The organism is Jutongia huaianensis, from assembly GCF_014384985.1.
Taxonomy (GTDB): Bacteria; Bacillota; Clostridia; order Lachnospirales; family Lachnospiraceae; genus Jutongia; species Jutongia huaianensis.
This window is the reverse complement of record NZ_JACRSX010000004.1, coordinates 14025-33278: the sequence shown is the minus strand read 5'-3', so window position 1 is coordinate 33278 and position 19254 is coordinate 14025. Positions and strand designations below refer to the sequence as shown.

General features: G+C 45.4%; 16 protein-coding genes and 1 tRNA gene. All 17 read left to right on the top strand.

Annotated features, from left to right (window positions below):
* The first annotated feature begins 43 nt into the window (after positions 1 to 43).
* Positions 44 to 1069: a ribitol-5-phosphate dehydrogenase gene (locus H8704_RS04965; RefSeq protein WP_118676308.1), complete on the top strand. Its 1026-nt coding sequence runs from the start codon at positions 44 to 46 to the stop codon at positions 1067 to 1069.
* 78 nt (positions 1070 to 1147) lie between these two features.
* Positions 1148 to 2233, top strand: a complete 1086-nt coding sequence (gene leuB / locus H8704_RS04960) for a 3-isopropylmalate dehydrogenase (RefSeq protein ID WP_118676306.1) — start codon at positions 1148 to 1150, stop codon at positions 2231 to 2233.
* A 75-nt stretch (positions 2234 to 2308) separates the two neighbouring features.
* Positions 2309 to 3976 (top strand): dihydroxy-acid dehydratase, encoded by a 1668-nt coding sequence (ilvD, locus tag H8704_RS04955; RefSeq protein WP_249297554.1) that lies wholly within the window; start codon positions 2309 to 2311, stop codon positions 3974 to 3976.
* 35 nt (positions 3977 to 4011) lie between these two features.
* Positions 4012 to 5694: a biosynthetic-type acetolactate synthase large subunit gene (gene ilvB, locus H8704_RS04950; RefSeq protein WP_022463934.1), complete on the top strand. Its 1683-nt coding sequence runs from the start codon at positions 4012 to 4014 to the stop codon at positions 5692 to 5694.
* Positions 5695 to 5816: 122 nt separating this feature from the next.
* The gene (serC, locus tag H8704_RS04945; RefSeq protein WP_022463933.1) at positions 5817 to 6899 is read left to right on the top strand and encodes a 3-phosphoserine/phosphohydroxythreonine transaminase; all 1083 of its coding nucleotides are present in this window, start codon (positions 5817 to 5819) and stop codon (positions 6897 to 6899) included.
* Positions 6899 to 8062, top strand: a complete 1164-nt coding sequence (locus H8704_RS04940) for a phosphoglycerate dehydrogenase (protein ID WP_022463932.1) — start codon at positions 6899 to 6901, stop codon at positions 8060 to 8062. The genes serC and H8704_RS04940 overlap by 1 nt, the downstream gene beginning before the upstream one ends.
* A 181-nt stretch (positions 8063 to 8243) precedes the next feature.
* A complete protein-coding gene (locus H8704_RS04935) occupies positions 8244 to 9575 on the top strand; it encodes a bifunctional folylpolyglutamate synthase/dihydrofolate synthase (protein WP_249297553.1) in 1332 nt (443 codons plus the stop codon).
* A gap of 61 nt (positions 9576 to 9636) precedes the next feature.
* Positions 9637 to 10188 carry a GTP cyclohydrolase I FolE gene (gene folE, locus H8704_RS04930; protein ID WP_022463930.1) on the top strand — a complete coding sequence of 184 codons (552 nt, stop codon included), beginning with the start codon at positions 9637 to 9639 and terminating at the stop codon, positions 10186 to 10188.
* Between the two features lie 98 nt (positions 10189 to 10286).
* Positions 10287 to 11171, top strand: a complete 885-nt coding sequence (gene folP, locus H8704_RS04925; RefSeq protein WP_249297552.1) for a dihydropteroate synthase — start codon at positions 10287 to 10289, stop codon at positions 11169 to 11171.
* A 71-nt stretch (positions 11172 to 11242) separates the two neighbouring features.
* Positions 11243 to 11316: transfer RNA gene (locus H8704_RS04920), tRNA-Pro, on the top strand.
* 103 nt (positions 11317 to 11419) lie between these two features.
* Positions 11420 to 12541: a hypothetical protein gene (locus tag H8704_RS04915; protein WP_249297551.1), complete on the top strand. Its 1122-nt coding sequence runs from the start codon at positions 11420 to 11422 to the stop codon at positions 12539 to 12541.
* A 59-nt stretch (positions 12542 to 12600) separates the two neighbouring features.
* Entirely contained in the window at positions 12601 to 13824 is a 1224-nt protein-coding gene (locus H8704_RS04910) for an LL-diaminopimelate aminotransferase (protein WP_249297550.1), read from the top strand.
* A gap of 127 nt (positions 13825 to 13951) precedes the next feature.
* A complete protein-coding gene (locus H8704_RS04905; RefSeq protein WP_022463926.1) occupies positions 13952 to 14935 on the top strand; it encodes a DUF1002 domain-containing protein in 984 nt (327 codons plus the stop codon).
* Between the two features lie 41 nt (positions 14936 to 14976).
* Positions 14977 to 16665, top strand: a complete 1689-nt coding sequence (locus tag H8704_RS04900; RefSeq protein ID WP_249297549.1) for a fibronectin type III domain-containing protein — start codon at positions 14977 to 14979, stop codon at positions 16663 to 16665.
* A 4-nt stretch (positions 16666 to 16669) separates the two neighbouring features.
* Entirely contained in the window at positions 16670 to 17011 is a 342-nt protein-coding gene (locus tag H8704_RS04895; RefSeq protein WP_118676290.1) for a phenylpyruvate tautomerase MIF-related protein, read from the top strand.
* 492 nt (positions 17012 to 17503) lie between these two features.
* On the top strand, positions 17504 to 18835 hold the full coding sequence (aspS, locus tag H8704_RS04890) for an aspartate--tRNA(Asn) ligase (RefSeq protein ID WP_249297548.1): 1332 nt from the start codon (positions 17504 to 17506) through the stop codon (positions 18833 to 18835).
* Between the two features lie 109 nt (positions 18836 to 18944).
* Positions 18945 to 19235 carry an Asp-tRNA(Asn)/Glu-tRNA(Gln) amidotransferase subunit GatC gene (gatC, locus tag H8704_RS04885; RefSeq protein WP_022463921.1) on the top strand — a complete coding sequence of 97 codons (291 nt, stop codon included), beginning with the start codon at positions 18945 to 18947 and terminating at the stop codon, positions 19233 to 19235.
* The last annotated feature ends 19 nt before the right edge of the window (positions 19236 to 19254 follow it).

Sequence of the window (19254 nt, the reverse complement as noted above, 5' to 3'; positions counted from 1 at the left end):
ATGAACAGGAAATAGTTTGTGCCGAAGGGCAGAAAGGATTTTTATGTTAAATACGATATATCGTTTAGTGGCACCCAGAAGATTTGAAATTGCATTTCAGGATATCAGTCTTCAGGGCGATGAAGTAATTGTCAGACCGACACATTTGTCAATCTGTCACGCAGACCAGCGTTATTATCAGGGAGCAAGACCGGCTGAAGTACTGGCCAAAAAGCTTCCGATGGCATTGATCCATGAGGGGATCGGTGATGTAGTATATGATCCGCAGGGCGTATTTAAAGCGGGTGACAGTGTGATCATGATCCCGAATACTCCGGTAGAGAAGGATGATGTGATCGCAGAAAATTATCTGCGTTCCAGCAAGTTCCGCGCCAGTGGTTTTGACGGCTTTATGCAGGAGCATGTTGTTCTGACCCATGACAGGGTTGTGCCGCTTGATCCTTCAATTGACAAAGTGATTGCCGCATTTACGGAGCTTGTATCGGTAAGTATGCATGCGGTTCTGCGTTTTGACCGTTTTGCTCATAAGCGTCGCAATATTGTGGGTATCTGGGGAGATGGTAATCTGGGATATATTACCTCTGTCTTATTTAAGGCAACCTTCCCTGACACACAGCTTTATATTTTTGGTGTCAGTGAGGAGAAAATGTCCTCCTTTACCTTTGCAGATGCCACATTTAATGTCAATGACATTCCGGAGGATCTGTTGGTAGATCACGCCTTTGAGTGTGTGGGTGGCGCAGCTTCCCAGAGTGCGATCAATCAGATGATCGATCATATCCAGCCGGAGGGAACCATGTCTATTCTCGGTGTATCCGAGTATCCGGTACCGATCAATACACGTATGATCCTGGAGAAGGGACTGCGGATGTTTGGAAGCAGCCGGAGCGGCAGAGAGGATTTTGAGAGAACCGTTGCTCTGTATCAGAGCAATCCGGAGATCATCAATTATCTGAGTAATATCGTGGGAGCGCAGGTCCCGATCCGTGAGATTAAGGACATGAACCGTGCCTTTGAGCTGGACAACCAGAAGAACATGGGAAAGACCATTATGATATGGGATAAATAAATGACCGTTGACACTAATAGATTTTATGGGTACTATATAGATTAGTGTTTTTATGTAGGACAGAAAGGAAGCGAATATATGAAGTACAGGATTGCATCAATTCCCGGTGACGGTATCGGTCCGGAAATTGTAAGAGAGGCCAGAAAGGTATTGGCAAAGGTCGGAGAGGTCTATGGTCATACGTTTGAATATGAGGATCTGTTAATGGGAGGATGCTCTATTGATGTGTATGGAGAGTCATTGACAGATGAGACTCTGGAGAAGGCGAAGGGCTGTGATTCCGTATTACTGGGAGCAGTCGGAGGAAATGTAGGACAGTCTAACTGGTATCAGATCGAGCCATCCAAGAGACCGGAGGCTGGTCTTCTCAAGATCCGTAAAGGACTGGAGCTTTATGCAAATATCCGCCCGGCAATTCTTTTTGATGAGCTGTCCGGGGCATGTCCGCTGAAGGAGGAGCTGACTGAGGGAGGCTTTGATTTTGTGGTAATGCGTGAGCTTACAGGCGGCCTGTACTTTGGAGAACGTAAAACCATCGAGGAGAATGGCGTTAAGAAAGCCATTGATACCCTTACATATGATGAGAACGAGATCCGTCGTATTGCAAAGTGGGGCTTTGATGTAGCCATGAAGAGAAATAAAAAGGTCTGCAGTGTAGATAAGGCAAACGTGCTGGATTCTTCCAGACTCTGGAGAAGTGTTGTGGCAGAGGTTGCAAAGGACTATCCGGAGGTAGAGCTGACCAATATGCTGGTCGATAACTGTGCAATGCAGTTAGTCAGAGATCCAAAGCAGTTTGATGTAATTCTTACCGAGAACATGTTTGGTGATATTCTTTCCGATGAGGCAAGTATGGTGACAGGTTCCATCGGTATGCTGTCTTCTGCAAGCCTTGGAGCAACAAAGCTTGGTCTTTATGAGCCGAGTCACGGTTCAGCACCGGATATTGCAGGACAGGACATTGCTAACCCGATCGCAACGATCCTTTCCGCAGCAATGATGCTTCGTTATTCCTTTGATCTGGAGAAAGAAGCAGATGCGATTGAGGATGCAGTAAAGAAAGTGCTGGCTGAGGGATACCGCACGGTGGATATTATGGACGAGGGCAAGACCCGGGTTGGAACAACAAAGATGGGTGACTTGATCGCAGAGCGCATTGGATAGGACATAGATAGAAGTAATGTTTCTTTAAATGTTACAAATTGGGATATGTATATATGAAAGGCATGGTGACAAGAGATGAGAAGTGATGCAGTAAAAAAGGGAATGGCAACGGCGCCGCAGCGTTCGTTGTTTAATGCACTTGGAATTACAAAGGAAGAGCTGGAAAAGCCATTGGTAGGTATTGTAAGCTCCTACAATGAGATCGTTCCGGGTCATATGAATCTTGACAAGATCGTGGATGCTGTCAAGATGGGTGTTGCAATGGCAGGAGGTACGCCAATCGTATTTCCGGCGATCGCCGTTTGTGACGGAATCGCCATGGGACATACCGGTATGAAGTATTCCCTTGTAACAAGAGATCTTATCTGTGATTCTACAGAGTGTATGGCTCTGGCGCATCAGTTTGATGCCCTTGTTATGGTGCCGAACTGTGATAAGAATGTACCGGGACTTCTGATGGCAGCTGCCCGTCTGAATATTCCTACGGTATTTGTCAGTGGTGGTCCAATGTTAGCCGGACACGTCAATGGTCAGCGAACAAGTCTTTCCTCTATGTTTGAGGCAGTAGGCTCTTACGCTGCAGGAACCATGACAGAGGAACAGGTGGATGATTATGTATGCCATGCATGTCCAACCTGTGGTTCCTGCTCCGGCATGTACACAGCCAACAGTATGAACTGCCTGACAGAGGCAATCGGTATGGGACTTCAGGGCAATGGTACGATTCCGGCTGTATATTCTGACCGCATCAAGCTTGCAAAGCATGCAGGTATGAAGGTTATGGAGCTCTATGAGAAAAATATCTGTCCAAGAGATATTCTGACACCGGAAGCATTTGAGAATGCTCTGACTGTAGATATGGCTCTGGGCTGCTCTACCAATACTATGCTTCACCTGCCTGCAATCGCACATGAAGCAGGCGTTGAGTTGAACCTTGATATGGCAAATGCCATCAGCGCGAAGACTCCAAACCTGTGTCATCTGGCACCGGCCGGTCATACATATATGGAGCAGTTGAATGAAGCCGGCGGTATTTATGCAGTTATGAACGAGCTGAACAAAAGGGGTCTGCTTCATACAGATCTGATCACAGCCACCGGCAAGACTGTTGGGGAGAACATTGCCGGCTGTGAGAACAGAGATCCTGAAGTGATCCGTCCGATCGACAATCCATACAGTGCGACAGGCGGAATTGCTGTTCTCCGTGGTAATATTGCACCGGACAGCGGCGTAGTAAAGCGTTCCGCAGTGGTACCGGAGATGCTGGTACATGAGGGACCAGCCCGTGTATTTGATTGTGAAGAGGATGCTATCGCAGCTATCCGCGGCGGCAAGATTGTAGAGGGTGATGTGGTAGTGATTCGTTATGAGGGACCAAAGGGTGGTCCTGGTATGAGAGAAATGTTAAATCCAACCTCTGCTATTGCAGGAATGGGACTTGGTTCCAGTGTAGCATTGATCACAGACGGTCGTTTCTCCGGAGCATCCAGAGGAGCATCGATTGGTCATATCTCACCGGAGGCAGCCGTTGGCGGTCCGATCGCATTGATCGAGGAGGGTGATATCATTGCTATTGATATCCCGGCCAATACCATCAATGTAAAGGTTTCTGATGAGGAGCTGGCAGCACGTCGTGAAAAATGGACTCCGAGAGAGCCAAAGGTGAAGACCGGATATCTGGCAAGATATGCATCTATGGTTACTTCTGCAGACAAGGGTGCAATTTTAAAATCAAGTCTGTAATTTATTTTAGTAAATGAGAAAGGAGTATACATACGATGCAGTTAACAGGTTCTCAGATTGTAGTGGAATGTCTGAAGGAACAGGGCGTGGATACCGTATTCGGTTATCCGGGAGGCGCTATTTTAAATATATATGACGAGCTTTATCGTCATCAGGATGAGATTCATCATATTTTAACTTCCCATGAGCAGGGAGCATCCCATGCGGCAGATGGTTATGCGCGTTCGACAGGACGTGTAGGTGTCTGCATGGCAACAAGTGGTCCGGGAGCGACAAATCTGGTTACGGGAATTGCAACCGCACATATGGATTCTGTTCCGTTGGTGGCGATTACCTGTAATGTGGGTGTGCCTCTGTTGGGCAAGGATTCCTTTCAGGAGGTTGACATTGCCGGTGTGACTATGCCGATCACAAAGTACAGTTTTCTGGTAAAGGATGTCAAGGATCTGGCAGGTGCGCTGAGACGTGCATTCAAGATTGCACAGACAGGACGTCCGGGTCCGGTGTTGATCGATATTGCAAAGGATGTTACCGCCAATAAGACAGAATATAAGCCGGAGGTACCAAAGATCATTCCGCGTTCCATGGAACAGATTGAGGCGGCTTCCGTAGAGAAGGCTTTAAAGCTGATGCGCAAGGCAAAACGTCCGATGATCTTTGTGGGCGGTGGTGCCGTGATCTCCGGAGCGGAGAAGGAGCTGCTTGAGTTCGCCAAGAAGCTGGATGCCCCTGTCACGGACAGTCTTATGGGTAAGGGAGCGTATCCGGGTACTGATGATAATTATGTGGGAATGCTTGGTATGCATGGCACCAAAACTGCTGATCTCAGTGTGGGAGAGGCAGATGTGCTGGTGGTACTCGGTTCCAGATTTTCAGACCGTGTTACGGGAGTTACAAAAAATTTCGCTAAAAAGGCAAAGATCATCCAGGTGGATGTGGATCCCGCAGAGATCAACAAGAATGTCATTGTAGATGTCAGTGTGATCGGCGATGTGAAATCTGTACTGGATATTTTCAATTCCCGTCTGGAGCAGCTTTCTCATCCGGAATGGATGGAAAAAGTGATGGAGCGTAAGAGAACATTACCTCTTACCTACAGTAAGGATCGTCTGACGGGTCCGTATATTATCGAAAAGCTGTATGAGCTGACCAACGGTGAGGCAATTATTTCCACGGAAGTAGGCCAGCATCAGATGTGGGCAGCACAGTATTATAAATATACCAGACCAAGAACATTGATCACATCCGGTGGACTGGGAACCATGGGATATGGTCTTGGTGCTGCGATCGGCGCCAAAGTGGGAAATCCGGATAAAACAGTAGTGAATATTGCAGGAGACGGATGTTTCCGTATGAATATGAACGAGATTGCAACAGCAACCCGCAGTAATATTCCGATCATTGAGCTGATCTTTAACAACTCCGTGCTGGGTATGGTACGCCAGTGGCAGACTTTATTCTACGGAGAGCGTTATTCACATACGATATTAAAGGATAAAGTGGATTATGTGAAGGTTGCCGAGGCTATGGGAGCCAGAGCATACCGTATCACGAAAATGGAAGAGGTTGAGCCGGTGCTGAAGGAGGCACTTGCAGCAGGAGAGCCTGTTGTGATCGATTGTGTGATCGAGAGCGACGATAAGGTATTCCCGATGGTTGCTCCTGGAAAGAATCTGGAAGATGTATTTGATGAAGAGGATCTAAATGCGGAATCTTAATATAGCACAAGCGTTGTCATACGATGTTGTTATAGGGGGATTTTGTATTCTATAGATGGGCGGCTGCTTTTACAGAGCTGTCAGTAAATATTAATTTTTATCTACATAAGGAGGCATAAAAAATGGGCAGAGTTTATAATTTTTCAGCTGGTCCGGCCGTATTACCGGAGGAAGTACTTCAGGAAGCTGCTGATGAGATGTTGGATTATCAGGGATCCGGCATGTCGGTGATGGAGATGAGTCATCGATCCAAGGTTTATGATAACATCATCAAAACTGCAGAAAAAGACTTGAGAGAGTTGATGAACATTCCTGACAATTACAAAGTATTATTCCTTCAGGGCGGTGCATCACAGCAGTTTGCCATGATTCCTATGAATCTTATGAAAAACGGTGTAGCTGATTATATTGTAACCGGACAGTGGGCAAAGAAAGCCTATACAGAAGCACAGAAATATGGAAAGGCAAACAAGATTGCCTCATCCGAGGATAAGACATTCTCGTATATTCCTGATTGTTCGGATCTGCCGATTTCGGAGGATGCAGATTATGTGTATATCTGTGAAAACAATACAATTTACGGAACAAAGTACAAGAAGCTTCCAAACACAAAGGGAAAGACTTTGGTTGCGGATGTGTCCTCCTGCTTCCTTTCAGAGCCGGTTGATGTCACAAAGTACGGTGTGATCTACGGTGGTGTTCAGAAGAATATCGGACCTGCAGGTGTTGTAATTGTCATCATCCGTGAGGATCTGATCACAGAGGATGTGCTTCCGGGTACTCCGACCATGCTTCAGTACAAGACTCATGCGGATGCAGATTCTCTTTACAACACACCACCGGCATATGGTATCTATATCTGCGGCAAAGTATTTAAGTGGCTCAAGAAGATGGGCGGCTTAGAGGTAATGAAGCAGCGCAATGAGGAGAAGGCAAAGATCCTTTATGATTTCCTGGACAGCAGCAAAATGTTTAAGGGAACTGTTGTAAAGGAAGACCGTTCTCTGATGAATGTACCATTTGTTACCGGTGATAAGGATCTCGATGCCAAGTTCGTAAAAGAGGCAGAGGAAGCCGGCTTCGTAAATCTGAAGGGTCATCGTACCGTTGGTGGTATGAGAGCAAGCATCTACAATGCGATGCCTAAGGAGGGCGTAGAGAAGCTTGTAGAGTTTATGAAGAAGTTTGAGGAGGAGAATGCATAATGTTTCAGTATACATGCTTAAATCCCATCGCAGCGGTGGGACTTGACAATCTGACAGAGGATTATAAGCAGACAGAGGATTTTGCACAGGCAGATGCAGTATTAGTCCGCAGTGCTGCCATGCATGATATGGAGTTGTCTGATAAGCTCTGCGCCGTAGCAAGAGCCGGTGCCGGAGTTAATAATATTCCACTTGATAAATGTGCCGAGAATGGTATCGTTGTATTTAATACACCGGGAGCAAATGCAAACGGTGTTAAGGAGCTTCTGATCTCCGGAATGCTTTTAGCTGCCCGTGACATCGTGGGTGGTATTGACTGGGTTAAGGCAAATGCAGATGACGAAAATATTTCCAAGTCTATGGAGAAGGCAAAGAAGAACTTTGCAGGTTCCGAGATTAAGGGAAAGAAGCTTGGTGTTATCGGTCTTGGTGCTATCGGCGTATTGGTAGCCAATGCAGCAAACCGCCTGGGCATGGATGTTTATGGTGTGGACCCATTCCTTTCCGTAAAAAATGCACTGACACTTTCCAGAGATATCACCGTATGCAAGAGCTATGATGAGCTTTATAAGACCTGTGATTATATTACAGTTCATGTACCATATATGCCTGAGACCAAAGGCCTTCTGAACAAAGAGGCATTTGATCAGATGAAGGACGGCGTTGTTGTATTAAACTTTGCCCGTGATCTTCTGGTAAATGATGATGATATGAAGGCTGCTCTGGAGTCCGGAAAGGTTGCAAAATATGTAACAGATTTTCCGAATCCGGCGGTTGTTAAAATGCCAAATGTCATCGCAACACCTCATCTTGGTGCTTCTACAGAAGAGTCTGAGGATAACTGTGCAATTATGGCCGTTGAAGAGATCCGTGATTTCATGGAGAATGGTAATATCAGAAATTCCGTAAACTATCCGGCATGTGATGCAGGTGTCTGTGAGACAAAGGGAAGAATTACCGTTGCTCATAAGAATATTCCAAATATGCTGACACAGTTTACTACAGTATTTTCTTCTGAGGGAATCAACATTGCGCATATGACCAATAAGAGTCGTGGGGATTACTCTTACTGTATCTTTGATATTGATTCTGATTCCACAGAGGCATTCGCACAGAAGCTTAGTGCGATTGATGGCGTATTAAAGGTTCGTATCATCAAATAAAGAGAGTGTGGTCACTCTCTGTTCCGGATGCGTTGCATCGGTTGCAGGTTGCAAATTTGTATATAATATATGGGGCTTAGGTAAAAGGGGATTTATCCCTTTTTACCTGAGTCCTTTTTATCTGATAAATGTATGTCTGTGGGTCTGGAATGGGCAGTTTTGGAAAGGCATGGTAATAAAGATGAATTATCAGGAAGCAGTAGAATATATCGAGGAGATACGAAAAAAACTGGCAAGTGATTACTCGATGGAACGGGTTATGAAGCTGGCAGAGCTGATGGGACATCCGGAGAAAAAGCTGCGGGTCGTACATATTGCGGGAACCAATGGAAAGGGATCCGTGGGGGCTTATATTTCTAATGCATTGGCAATGTCCGGTTATTCAGTGGGCAGATTTGCGTCCCCTGCATTATTTGATCCAAGGGAGCAGATTCAGAGGATATCGGGAAATCATTTTGGAACAGATGTGGAGTGGATCTCGGAAGAGGAAGTGGCAAGATGTGTCACAGAGCTTGTAGTTTCCGTGAACAAAATGGAGGCGGCAGGTTTGGATTGTCCCACGGCATTTGAGATAGAGACTGTGATGGCGTATTGTCAGATGGTCCGTTGGCATGTAGATGTGGCTGTGATTGAAGTGGGGATGGGTGGAAGAAATGATGCGACAAACATCATTGAGAAACCGGCCCTGACAGTTTTTACAAAGATCAGCAGAGATCATACGGCATTTTTAGGAGATACTATCGAAGAAATTGCTTATCAGAAATTTGGAATCATTAAAGCCGGCTGTCCGGTCGTTTCGGTGAGACAGGACAATACAGTTATGGAAATGCTTAAAGAAATCTGTCAGCACCGGGGGTTAAAACTGCGGGTAGCAGAGCCGGAGCAGATCCGTCAGAAGGATTTTTCTCTGGAAAAAACGTTATTCCGGTATCAGGGGTATCCATTGGAGATCCGTCAGCTGGGATATTATCAGCCGGAAAATGCAGTGATCGCATTTGAGGCATTAAAGCTCATGGCACAGACGGGATTTCATAAGATTAATATCAGCTCGGTTCAGACGGCATTTCGGGAGACAAAATGGACAGGCCGTTTCGAACTGATCTCGAAAGATCCTTTTTTAATTCTGGATGGTGCACATAATCCGGATGGTGCCGTTGCATTAAAAAAGTCTTTGGAAATTTATTTTCCGGCGCAGAGATTCCGTTATATTTTTGGGGTATTTCGAGATAAAGATTATCAGAAGATTCTTGATGAAATGCTTCCGTTAGCAACATCTGTATACACGGTACAGGCGGCAGGAGAGAGGGGAATGGATCCCGGGGAGCTGGCAGAGATTGTAGAGAAAAAATGCAGGAAGTATGACAGGGAGATCCCGGTGGAAAGCTGTCAGACTGTGGCACAGGCTCTTCAAAAAATAGAAAAGGACGGTCATAATACCAAAACCATTATTTTCGGAAGTCTGTCGTTTTTGCATGAAGTGTACCGTTTTTTTGACACCAGCCGGTATATTTGATAGAATGATGTTCAGATTTTAGAAAGAAACTGTGACAGGAGCATAGTGGATTGGAGCAGAAATGGATAAAGAAAAGATAGAACAGGCAGTTACACTGTTTCTGGAGGGAATCGGTGATGATATCAACCGGGAAGGCATACAGGAAACTCCGGCCAGGATCAGTGCCATGTGCGAGGAGATTTTTGCCGGGATGGGACAGAATGCCAGGGAGCATCTTGAGCGTACTTTCACGGCACAAAATAACGAAATGGTCATTGAAAAAGATATCACATTTTATTCTCTTTGTGAGCATCATTTACTGCCGTTTTATGGCAAGGTACACATTGGATATATTCCTGATGGCGAGGTGGTTGGGTTAAGCAAGCTGGCAAGGACTGTGGAGGTATATGCCCGCAGACCGCAGATTCAGGAACAGATGACAGCACAGATTGCAGATGATATCATGGCATATCTGAAGCCGAAGGGTGTGATGGTCATGATCGAGGCGGAGCATATGTGTATGACCATGAGAGGCATCAAAAAGCCGGGAACCCAGACCGTGACATATGCTGTCCGGGGCGAGATGGAAGATACCCGAAAGCAGGATCGCTTTCTGAAACTGTTGTCCAGATAATAGGACAGGTAAGAAGAAAACGGATAATGAGCCGGATTGATGTGTCCAAATAATGGGACTAATATAAAGAATAGCAGTATGACAGAGAGGAAGAAGATATGAAAATAGGAAACAGAGAATTTACTTACGGACAGGGTCATGTTTATATTATGGGCATTTTAAATGTCACACCGGATTCCTTTTCGGATGGCGGTAAATTTAATGATAAAGACGCAGCACTTTTTCATGTAGAGGAAATGGTACAGCAGGGAGCCGATATCATTGATGTAGGTGGAGAGTCCACGAGACCGGGATATCAGAAGATTACGGTACCGGAGGAAATTGAACGTGTCACCGGGATCATTGAGGCTGTTAAGAAACGGTTTGATATTCCGGTATCCATTGATACCTATAAGGCACCGGTGATGGATGCGGCGCTGGCAGCGGGAGCGGACCTTGCCAATGATATCTGGGGACTTCGTTACGATAAGTTTTATGCCCCGGAGGGAAAAACATCCGTTTGGGATTGTGGCACCATGGCACAGATCGTTGCGAAATATGATGTGCCTGTCTGCGTTATGCATAACAGGGATCAGGCGGTATATCAGAACTTTCTGGAGGAAGTACTTCTGGATCTGGAGGATAGTATCGCGATTGGAGAGAAAGCAGGGATCAGCCGGGACAGAATGATCCTTGATCCGGGTGTTGGTTTTGCTAAGGATTACGAGCAGAATCTGGAAATTCTGGCACATCTGAAGCTGTTTGAACGGTTTGAGCTGCCGCTTTTGTTAGCAGCATCCCGGAAATCAGTGATCGGACTGACCCTGGATCTGCCGGTGACAGAGAGAGAGGAAGGCACTATGGTGACATCAGTTCTGGCAGGAATGGCCGGCTGGGATTTTGTCAGGGTCCATGATGTAGAAAAAAATAAACGTGCCTTGAAAATGTTGGAAAAGATTTTAGAAAAAGACTTGCAAAGAAAAAACAAGTGTGTTAATATATAGAGCGTGGTTTTACGACTGCTATATTTTGTATGCACGTCATAAAGCTCACATACAGGGATTACAACCAAATTCGAGGTGTGGCTAAGTTTGGTATAGCGCTGCGTTCGGGACGCAGAGGTCGCAGGTTCAAATCCTGTCACCTCGATTGCGCAGGGATTGAGTGTGTGATGCGGATGAATCCTTGGCAGGGGCACCTCGGAAGCTATATGCTTTCGGGGTTTTTTCTTTATAATCAAAAGGAGGAAGATATGTCTACAGTATACATTCATGTAGGTACGCCTAAGACGGGTACCTCTGCAATTCAGGTATTTTGTTCAAAGAACCGCAAATTATTAAAAGAAAAGGGAGTTTGTTACCCAAATCTTGGGTTTGATTTTCCGGGAATCAGTTCCAATCGAAATGGCCATTGTTTAAATGCATATATTTTTGATGAGAACCACAAACGCCTTCGTGATCAGGAGCGTGAGGTGGCAGATCAGGCATTGGAGAAGCTGACCGGTATGCTGGATAATTTTCCGGTCTTTGTTTTGTCAGATGAACATATCTGGAATAATAAGGACATTACGACAGAGCGTTTGCTTCATTATAAAGAAAAGCTTGCAGAGGCAGGAGCAGATATGAAGATCATTGTATATCTGCGCAGACAGGATCTGCTGATCCAGTCTTACTGGGCACAGCAGGTGAAGGAGTGTATGAATACTTCTTTCAGTGATTATATTGTATCCAAGAAAGCAAAATATTTTAAGCTGGATTATGACAAACGTCTGGAGGAGATGGCTGCGGCTGTTGGCAGAGAAAATATTATCGTTCGTGTATATGAGAAGCAGCAGTATTATGGAGGTAATATTATTTCTGATTTCCTTCATTTATTTGATCTGGAAATGACAGATGAGTTCAAGCAGTCGGATCATGTCGTAAATGCAAGTCTGGAGGGCGCATGTCTTGAGGCAAAGCGTCTGTTAAATGCCAATCCGCGTTTTACAACAAAGTTAAATTTTGTTGTGCCAATGCTTACTGCAATTCAGCAGGAAAAGGTTGGAGAGGGCGGATATTCCACCGGAAGATATTTCTCAGAGGAGGAACATCAGGCGTTTCTGGAGAAGTACCGGGAGGGCAATGAAAAGGTTGCCAGAGATTATCTTGGCAGAGAAGACGGTGTCCTCTTTAAGGATGAGATCGTGACGGAAGGAACCGGTGAAGCAGAAACTTACACCACGGAAGAAATGGTAGATATCCTTGGTAAGGTGATCGTTTTGCAGAGAGACAAGATTCTCCAGAAAAATGAAGAGATCGCCGAATTAAAGAAACAGGATACCGGAGTGAAGCATATGATCAAAAAGGCTGCAAAGCGGGCTTTAGGACGTGAGTGAATGATGTTGATCGAAACTGTCCTATAAAGGGGACAGTTGAAATAGAAAGGGGCAATAAAATGTTTAAGATTAATGACAATTATTTAAAGTTACCGGGAAGTTATCTTTTTTCAACAATTGCCAAAAAGGTAGCAGCATACAGCGAGGCAAATCCGGACAAGGATATTATCCGCCTTGGTATTGGTGATGTGACATTGCCACTGGCACCTGCTGTAATCGACAGACTTCACAGTGCGGTTGATGAGATGTCCAGGAAGGAGACATTTAAGGGATATGCACCGGATCTGGGATATGAGTTTCTGCGTGATGTGATCGCACAGAAGGATTATAAGGACAGAGGATGCGATATCGCAGCCGATGAGATCTTTGTCAGCGACGGAGCAAAGAGCGATTCCGGTAATATCGGAGATATTTTCAGTCAGGATAACAAGATTGCTGTCTGTGATCCGGTTTATCCGGTATATGTAGATACCAATGCAATGGCAGGACGTACCGGTACATATGATCCGGCTACAGAGAAATGGTCTGATGTCATTTATATGCCATGTACAAAGGAGAACAATTTTGTGCCGGAGCTTCCAAAGGATACACCGGATATTATTTATCTTTGTTTTCCAAATAATCCGACAGGTACCACGATCACAAAGGATCAGCTTCAGGTATGGGTTGATTATGCCTTGAAGGTAGGAGCAGTGATCATCTACGATGCGGCTTATGAAGCATATATTTCTTCTGAAAATGTACCACACAGCATTTATGAGTGCAAGGGAGCAAAGGCATGTGCCATTGAGCTTCGAAGCTTCTCTAAAAATGCAGGCTTCACAGGAACACGTCTTGGTTTTACGGTAGTTCCTAAGGAGTTGAAATCCGGAGATGTTACGCTTCATAGTCTTTGGGCCCGCCGTCACGGTACTAAGTTTAACGGTGCTCCTTATATTATTCAGGCTGCCGGTGCTGCAGTATATACAGACGAGGGAAGAAAACAGACAAATGAGCAGATTGCTTATTATATGAACAACGCAAAGCTGATCCGTGAGGGTCTTACCGGTGCAGGCTATGAAGTTTACGGTGGTACGGATGCTCCGTATATCTGGCTCAAGACTCCGGATAAGATGACATCATGGGAGTTCTTTGATTATCTTCTGGAAAATCTTAACATTGTAGGTACTCCGGGATCCGGATTCGGACCAAGTGGAGAAGGATATTTCCGACTGACTGCTTTTGGAAGTCTGGAAAATACAAAGCGTGCAATGGAAAGAATTCAGTCAGGAAAGGCAATCTAGGAATTTTAATGCAGGCTTTTTGAAGTAAATTCATTATATTTTTCTGAAATAAGAAGCTCTCCACTTTTCTGTGGGGAGCTTTTGTGGTAAACTGTCCTCGAAGGTGTAGGAAGATTTTTGCCGGTAGATGGCAGGTAAGGGAGAAAAGGGGATTATTCGGGAAAGGATGGAAACAGAAATGAAACATGGAATGAAGATATTATTCGGCGTACTCTTATGCGTAGGGCTTCTGTGTGTGCCGGGCAAGTCTGCTTCAGCAGATGCGGTGGTCAGTGGAGAGGACACCAGCTATGACCGTTATATTGCTTTTGGACAGGATTTAAAGGCAAGTGAGAAGCAGAAGGTGCTGCAGGAGTTTGGAATCAGTGAGTCGGATCTGTCAAACTACAAGACTATTGAGATCACCAATCAGGAGGAGCACGATTATCTGGGAGACTATATTGATTCCAAGGTGATCGGAACCCGTGCTCTTTCCTCTGTTATGATCGTAAAGACTGAAGCGGGGAGTGGAATTCAGGTAGAGACTAAGAATATCACCTATTGTACATCCGGGATGTATTGTAATGCTCTTGTGACAGCAGGGCTGGAGGATGCACAGGTAACGGTTGTGGGTCCCTTTGGTATATCAGGTACATCAGCTTTGGTGGGGGCTATGAAGGCATATTCCGTCATGACAGGAAAGGATATTTCCGAATCCACCATGGATGCAGCAACGGATGAGCTTGTGACGACGGCAGAGCTGGCAGACACCATTGGTGATTCCGAAAAGGTAGAGCAGTTAGTGGCGGCAGTTAAGCAGAAGGTGTTTTCGGACAATCTCACTACCAGAGATGATATTAAGGATGCCATCAATGCTTCTGCCAATGCATTGGATCTGAATCTGTCTGAGGATGATGTGAACAAGATCACAGATATGATGGAGAAGGTTTCCAAGGTGGATGTTGATGTGGATGCTATCAAGGAGCAGGCGAAGGATATTTATAATAAGCTGAAGGATTCCGGAATTGATTTCAGTAAAGTGGATACGGAAGGACTGACCGAAAAGGTAGGAGGATTTTTTTCCAATATCTTTAATGCAGTCAAAGATTTCTTTAGCGGCTTGTTCGGATAAAGCCTGAAATCAGGAATAATATAACAGAAATGGGGATTATTATGATACGGAAGAAAATAATGATATCCGGTTTTTTGTGTCTGCTCTGTGGGACGATGCTTGTGAGCTGTAAACCGGCCAGGCAGGGAGAAAAATCTTCAGATGCATTTACTGCGTCTATGGTGGCAGACGTGCGGCCTATTGAAGAGATCAAGGTATCGGCAAAGATGGATGAAAGCTCTCAGGTCAGGATAAGCTGGAATCAGGTCAGCCGGGCAGCCTCCTATGTGGTGTGCCGCAGTGACAATGATGGTTCTGAATGGAAGAAGTTAAAGGAGCTGACGCCGGACAAAACCTCTTATGTGGATGATACGGCTGCCATGGGAATGGATTATCATTATAAGGTTGAGGCGGCGTGTGAGTACAGCCAGACGGACCATTTTGCTTATGACAAAGACCAGATGCCACAGAAGCTTACGGCAGAGTGTAATATTTACACCGGCGTGGGTGGAGCATTCTGGGATCAGAAAGCGATGAAAGCAAAGCAGCAGAAGATTGGTGAGATCCTTTTGACATATTCCTTTGGAGGGGGAGGGAAGGAAGCCGTTGAGCCGGAGGGAGTGGAGATCTACCGTGGAACCTCTGCCGGTCATATGAAGCTTTTAGAGAGAGGTCTTGTAAAGGACATCTCGACGCAGGAGTTTGATTTCGGAAAAAACTATGTAGATAGTACAGTAGAGCAGGGGAAAACCTATTTCTATCAGATCCGTGCTTATGCGCTTCTTAATGGAAAGAGGGTTTATGGAAAGCGTTCGGATGCCATAGAGGTACAGGCTGCAGAACCAGAGGGTGTTTACAGTCTTCGTCTGGTGAGAGAGCCGGACAGTTATCGGTCCAATATTGTGGTGGCTCTGACCAGCACCAAAAAGGAAAATGGTGTTCTAACACTGTTGTCGGATATACTAACACAGAAGATTACAATGATGTATCGTATGTCTGCAGATTATTATGCACAACAGGCGATGGACGGCTCTGAGGTTACAGTTTCCACAGCCAGCCGCTCATCAGATCAGAAGCAGGCGAAAAAGCCGCCATATCAGGCAATGAAGCTAAAGGCAGACCGTTACAGCATGGATGGAAGGTATTTCCAGTCCGTGACAGGGGATATTGTACTGGATCCGCAAAAAACTGTTTATCTGGAATTATCACCGGCAGCATCCGGTCAAACACTCCTGGCTTCTGCAAATCTGTCTGTGGAGGAGATTTCTTTCCAGGCAAGATATAATGAAGGAAAGCATCTGATGAAACTGGATGTAAAAGGGCAGAAGGCGTTTATGGAGGATCTGTCGTCAGATGGAGGCTATCAGATATGGACAGAGTCTGCCACAAAGGGGCAGAGTGATCAGATCCGTATTGGATTGTTAAGCCGTTACAGCGGTAACCAGACATTGAAGATCTCACAGGAGCAGCTTCTGGCGGTTACTTACCGTTATCAGAGAAAAAATGACGATAAGCTTCTGGAGATGACGCTGGCCGCAGAGAAATACAGCACAGATGGAGTAAAGTGGAAGAAGATTTCCGGAGATATTATGTTAAAGGCAGACGAGCTGGTATATCTGCAGCTTGTCCCACAGCAGGACCGGATTCCATACCGCCAGAAAGGACAGCGTCACGGAGATCTGATCCTTTCCGGAACGTATGGACAAAATACATCTTGGACATTACAAACAGATTTATTGAAGGGAGAATGAGATTATGCCATTTATTGATTCAAAAGTAACGGTAAAAATGAGTGAGGACAAAAAGGAGCAGATCAAGGCTAAGCTTGGTCAGGCTATTGGTCTTTTGGGAAAAACCGAGAACTTTCTGATGGTAGGCTTTGAGGATGAATATGATCTGTATATGGGAGGAAACAAGCTGGATAAAGGAGCATTTGTTTCTGTTAAGGTGTTTGGCAGCCTGCAGTCCGGTGCATGTGACAGTATGACGGCTAAAATCTGTGATATTCTGCAGGAGGAGCTTGGAATTCCCGGAAATGCAGTTTATGTAACATATCAGGGAATCAATGACTGGGGCTGGAATGGCAGTAACTTTTAGTAACCACTTGCAATCATAAAATGTATGTGGTATGCTTAGATATATGATTGTTTAATTGAATTATGAAACAGACAATGAAGGAGACGAAGTTCTGAAACCATGCTTTTCGACAGGAACATGATGCCACCGACTGAGAGCACATGACCGGCAGAGGACAGAATGGAGAACACTCCGGAGTCCATAGGCTGAACAGGTATCAATGAGTAGGCTTGTGCGCGGACACGGCGTTATGTGAAGAGATGCAGATCATTTTTCAGGTGTATCATAGATGGTCTGTGAATTGCGGGTGGTACCGCGGAAGAAGATCCGTCCCCAGAAGTGATATGATGTCATATCATTTCCGGGGATTTTTTTCGTGTATAGGAAAATGTCCGCAACGCAAGGGAAGATCAACGGGAATTGCAAAGCGATACCCGGAGGGCACAATGCTTTTTGCCCTTTTTAATTTTAAAAATAGTATCCGGAAGGGATACGGAAAGGCATGGTTTTATTATGGAATTTATAACTGGAGTAGCGAAGAAGGATACGCTGGAGATCAGTGAGATTCTCGCAGGAGATTATGAAGGAAAGACGATCAAGGTCAATGGTGCGGTGCATACGATCCGTGATATGGGTGATGTGGCATTTGTCGTTCTCCGTAAGAGAGAGGGACTGTTACAGTGTGTATATGAGGAAGGAGTCACCAAGTTTGATCTGAAAACTTTAAAGGAAGCAGCGACCGTAGAGGTAGAGGGTGTTCTTGCAAAAGAGGATCGTGCGCCGAACGGTGTGGAGCTTCGTCTGAATACCATCCGTATTCTGTCTGAGCCCACAGAGCAGATGCCTCTGCAGATTTCCAAATGGAAATTAAAAACATCTCTGGAAGCAAAGCTGAATTATCGCCCGGTATCACTCCGTAATGTGCGTGAGCGTGCCAAATTTCGTATTCAGGAGGGCATTGTAAGAGGATTCCGCGATTTCCTGTATGAGCAGGGATTTACCGAGATTCATACACCGAAGCTTGGTGCAAAGAGCGCCGAGGGTGGTGCCAATCTGTTTAAGCTGGAGTATTTCCACAGACCGGCAATATTGCAGCAGAGTCCGCAGTTCTATAAGCAGATGATGGTTGGCGTATTTGACCGCGTATTCGAGACTGCTCCGGTATTCCGTGCAGAGAAGCACAACACAAAGCGTCATCTGAACGAGTATACTTCTCTGGATTTTGAGATGGGATATATTGACGGTTTTGAGGATATTATGGCAATGGAGACAGGATTTTTACAGTACACCATGGCTCTTTTGCAGAAGGAGTACAGCAGAGAGTTAAAGATTCTCGGAGTAACTCTTCCGAATACAGACAAGATTCCTTGTGTGCGTTTTGATGTGGCAAAGAAGCAGGTTGCAGAGAAATATAACAGAGAGATCCGTAACCCATATGATCTGGAGCCGGAGGAAGAGGCGTTGATCGGTCAGTATTACAAAGAGGAATGTGATGCGGATTTCGTATTTGTGACACATTATCCATCCAAGAAGCGTCCTTTCTATGCAATGGATGATCCGGAGGATAAGACATATACCTTAAGCTTTGATCTTCTGTATCATGGTCTGGAGATCACCACAGGCGGTCAGCGTATCCACAGCTATCCGGAGCTTCTGACCAAGATGGAGGAGCGTGGTATGACAGAGGAAGGCATGGAGCAGTATCTCAGTGCATTTAAGCACGGTATGCCGCCACATGGTGGACTGGGTATCGGTATGGAACGTCTGACTATGCAGCTTCTCGGTGAGGAGAATGTCCGTGAGACCACCTTGTTCCCAAGAGATATGAGCCGTCTGGAACCGTAGGAGAAGATAGACAGTGAAACGGACAGGCTTTTTAGTCTGAACCCGGAAATGATTTAGATTGAATATGATGTCTGCGAACAGGCAGGCGGAGGAAAGGCAGGATATAAATATGGCAAATATAATTTCAGATGAGACGATTGAGTATGTCGGTATTCTGGCAAAGCTGGAGCTGAATAAGGAAGAGCAGGAGCAGGCCAAGAAGGATATGGGCGAGATGTTGGATTATATTGACAAGCTGAATGAGCTGGATACCAGCGGTGTAGAGCCGATGTCCCATGTATTCCCGGTAAATAATGTATTCCGTGAGGATGTGGTTACAAACGGAGACGGACATGAGGCAACACTTGCAAATGCACCGGAAGTAAAGGAAAATGCATTTTTAGTTCCGAAAACAGTATAGTGTGAAGTGTGAAAAGTAA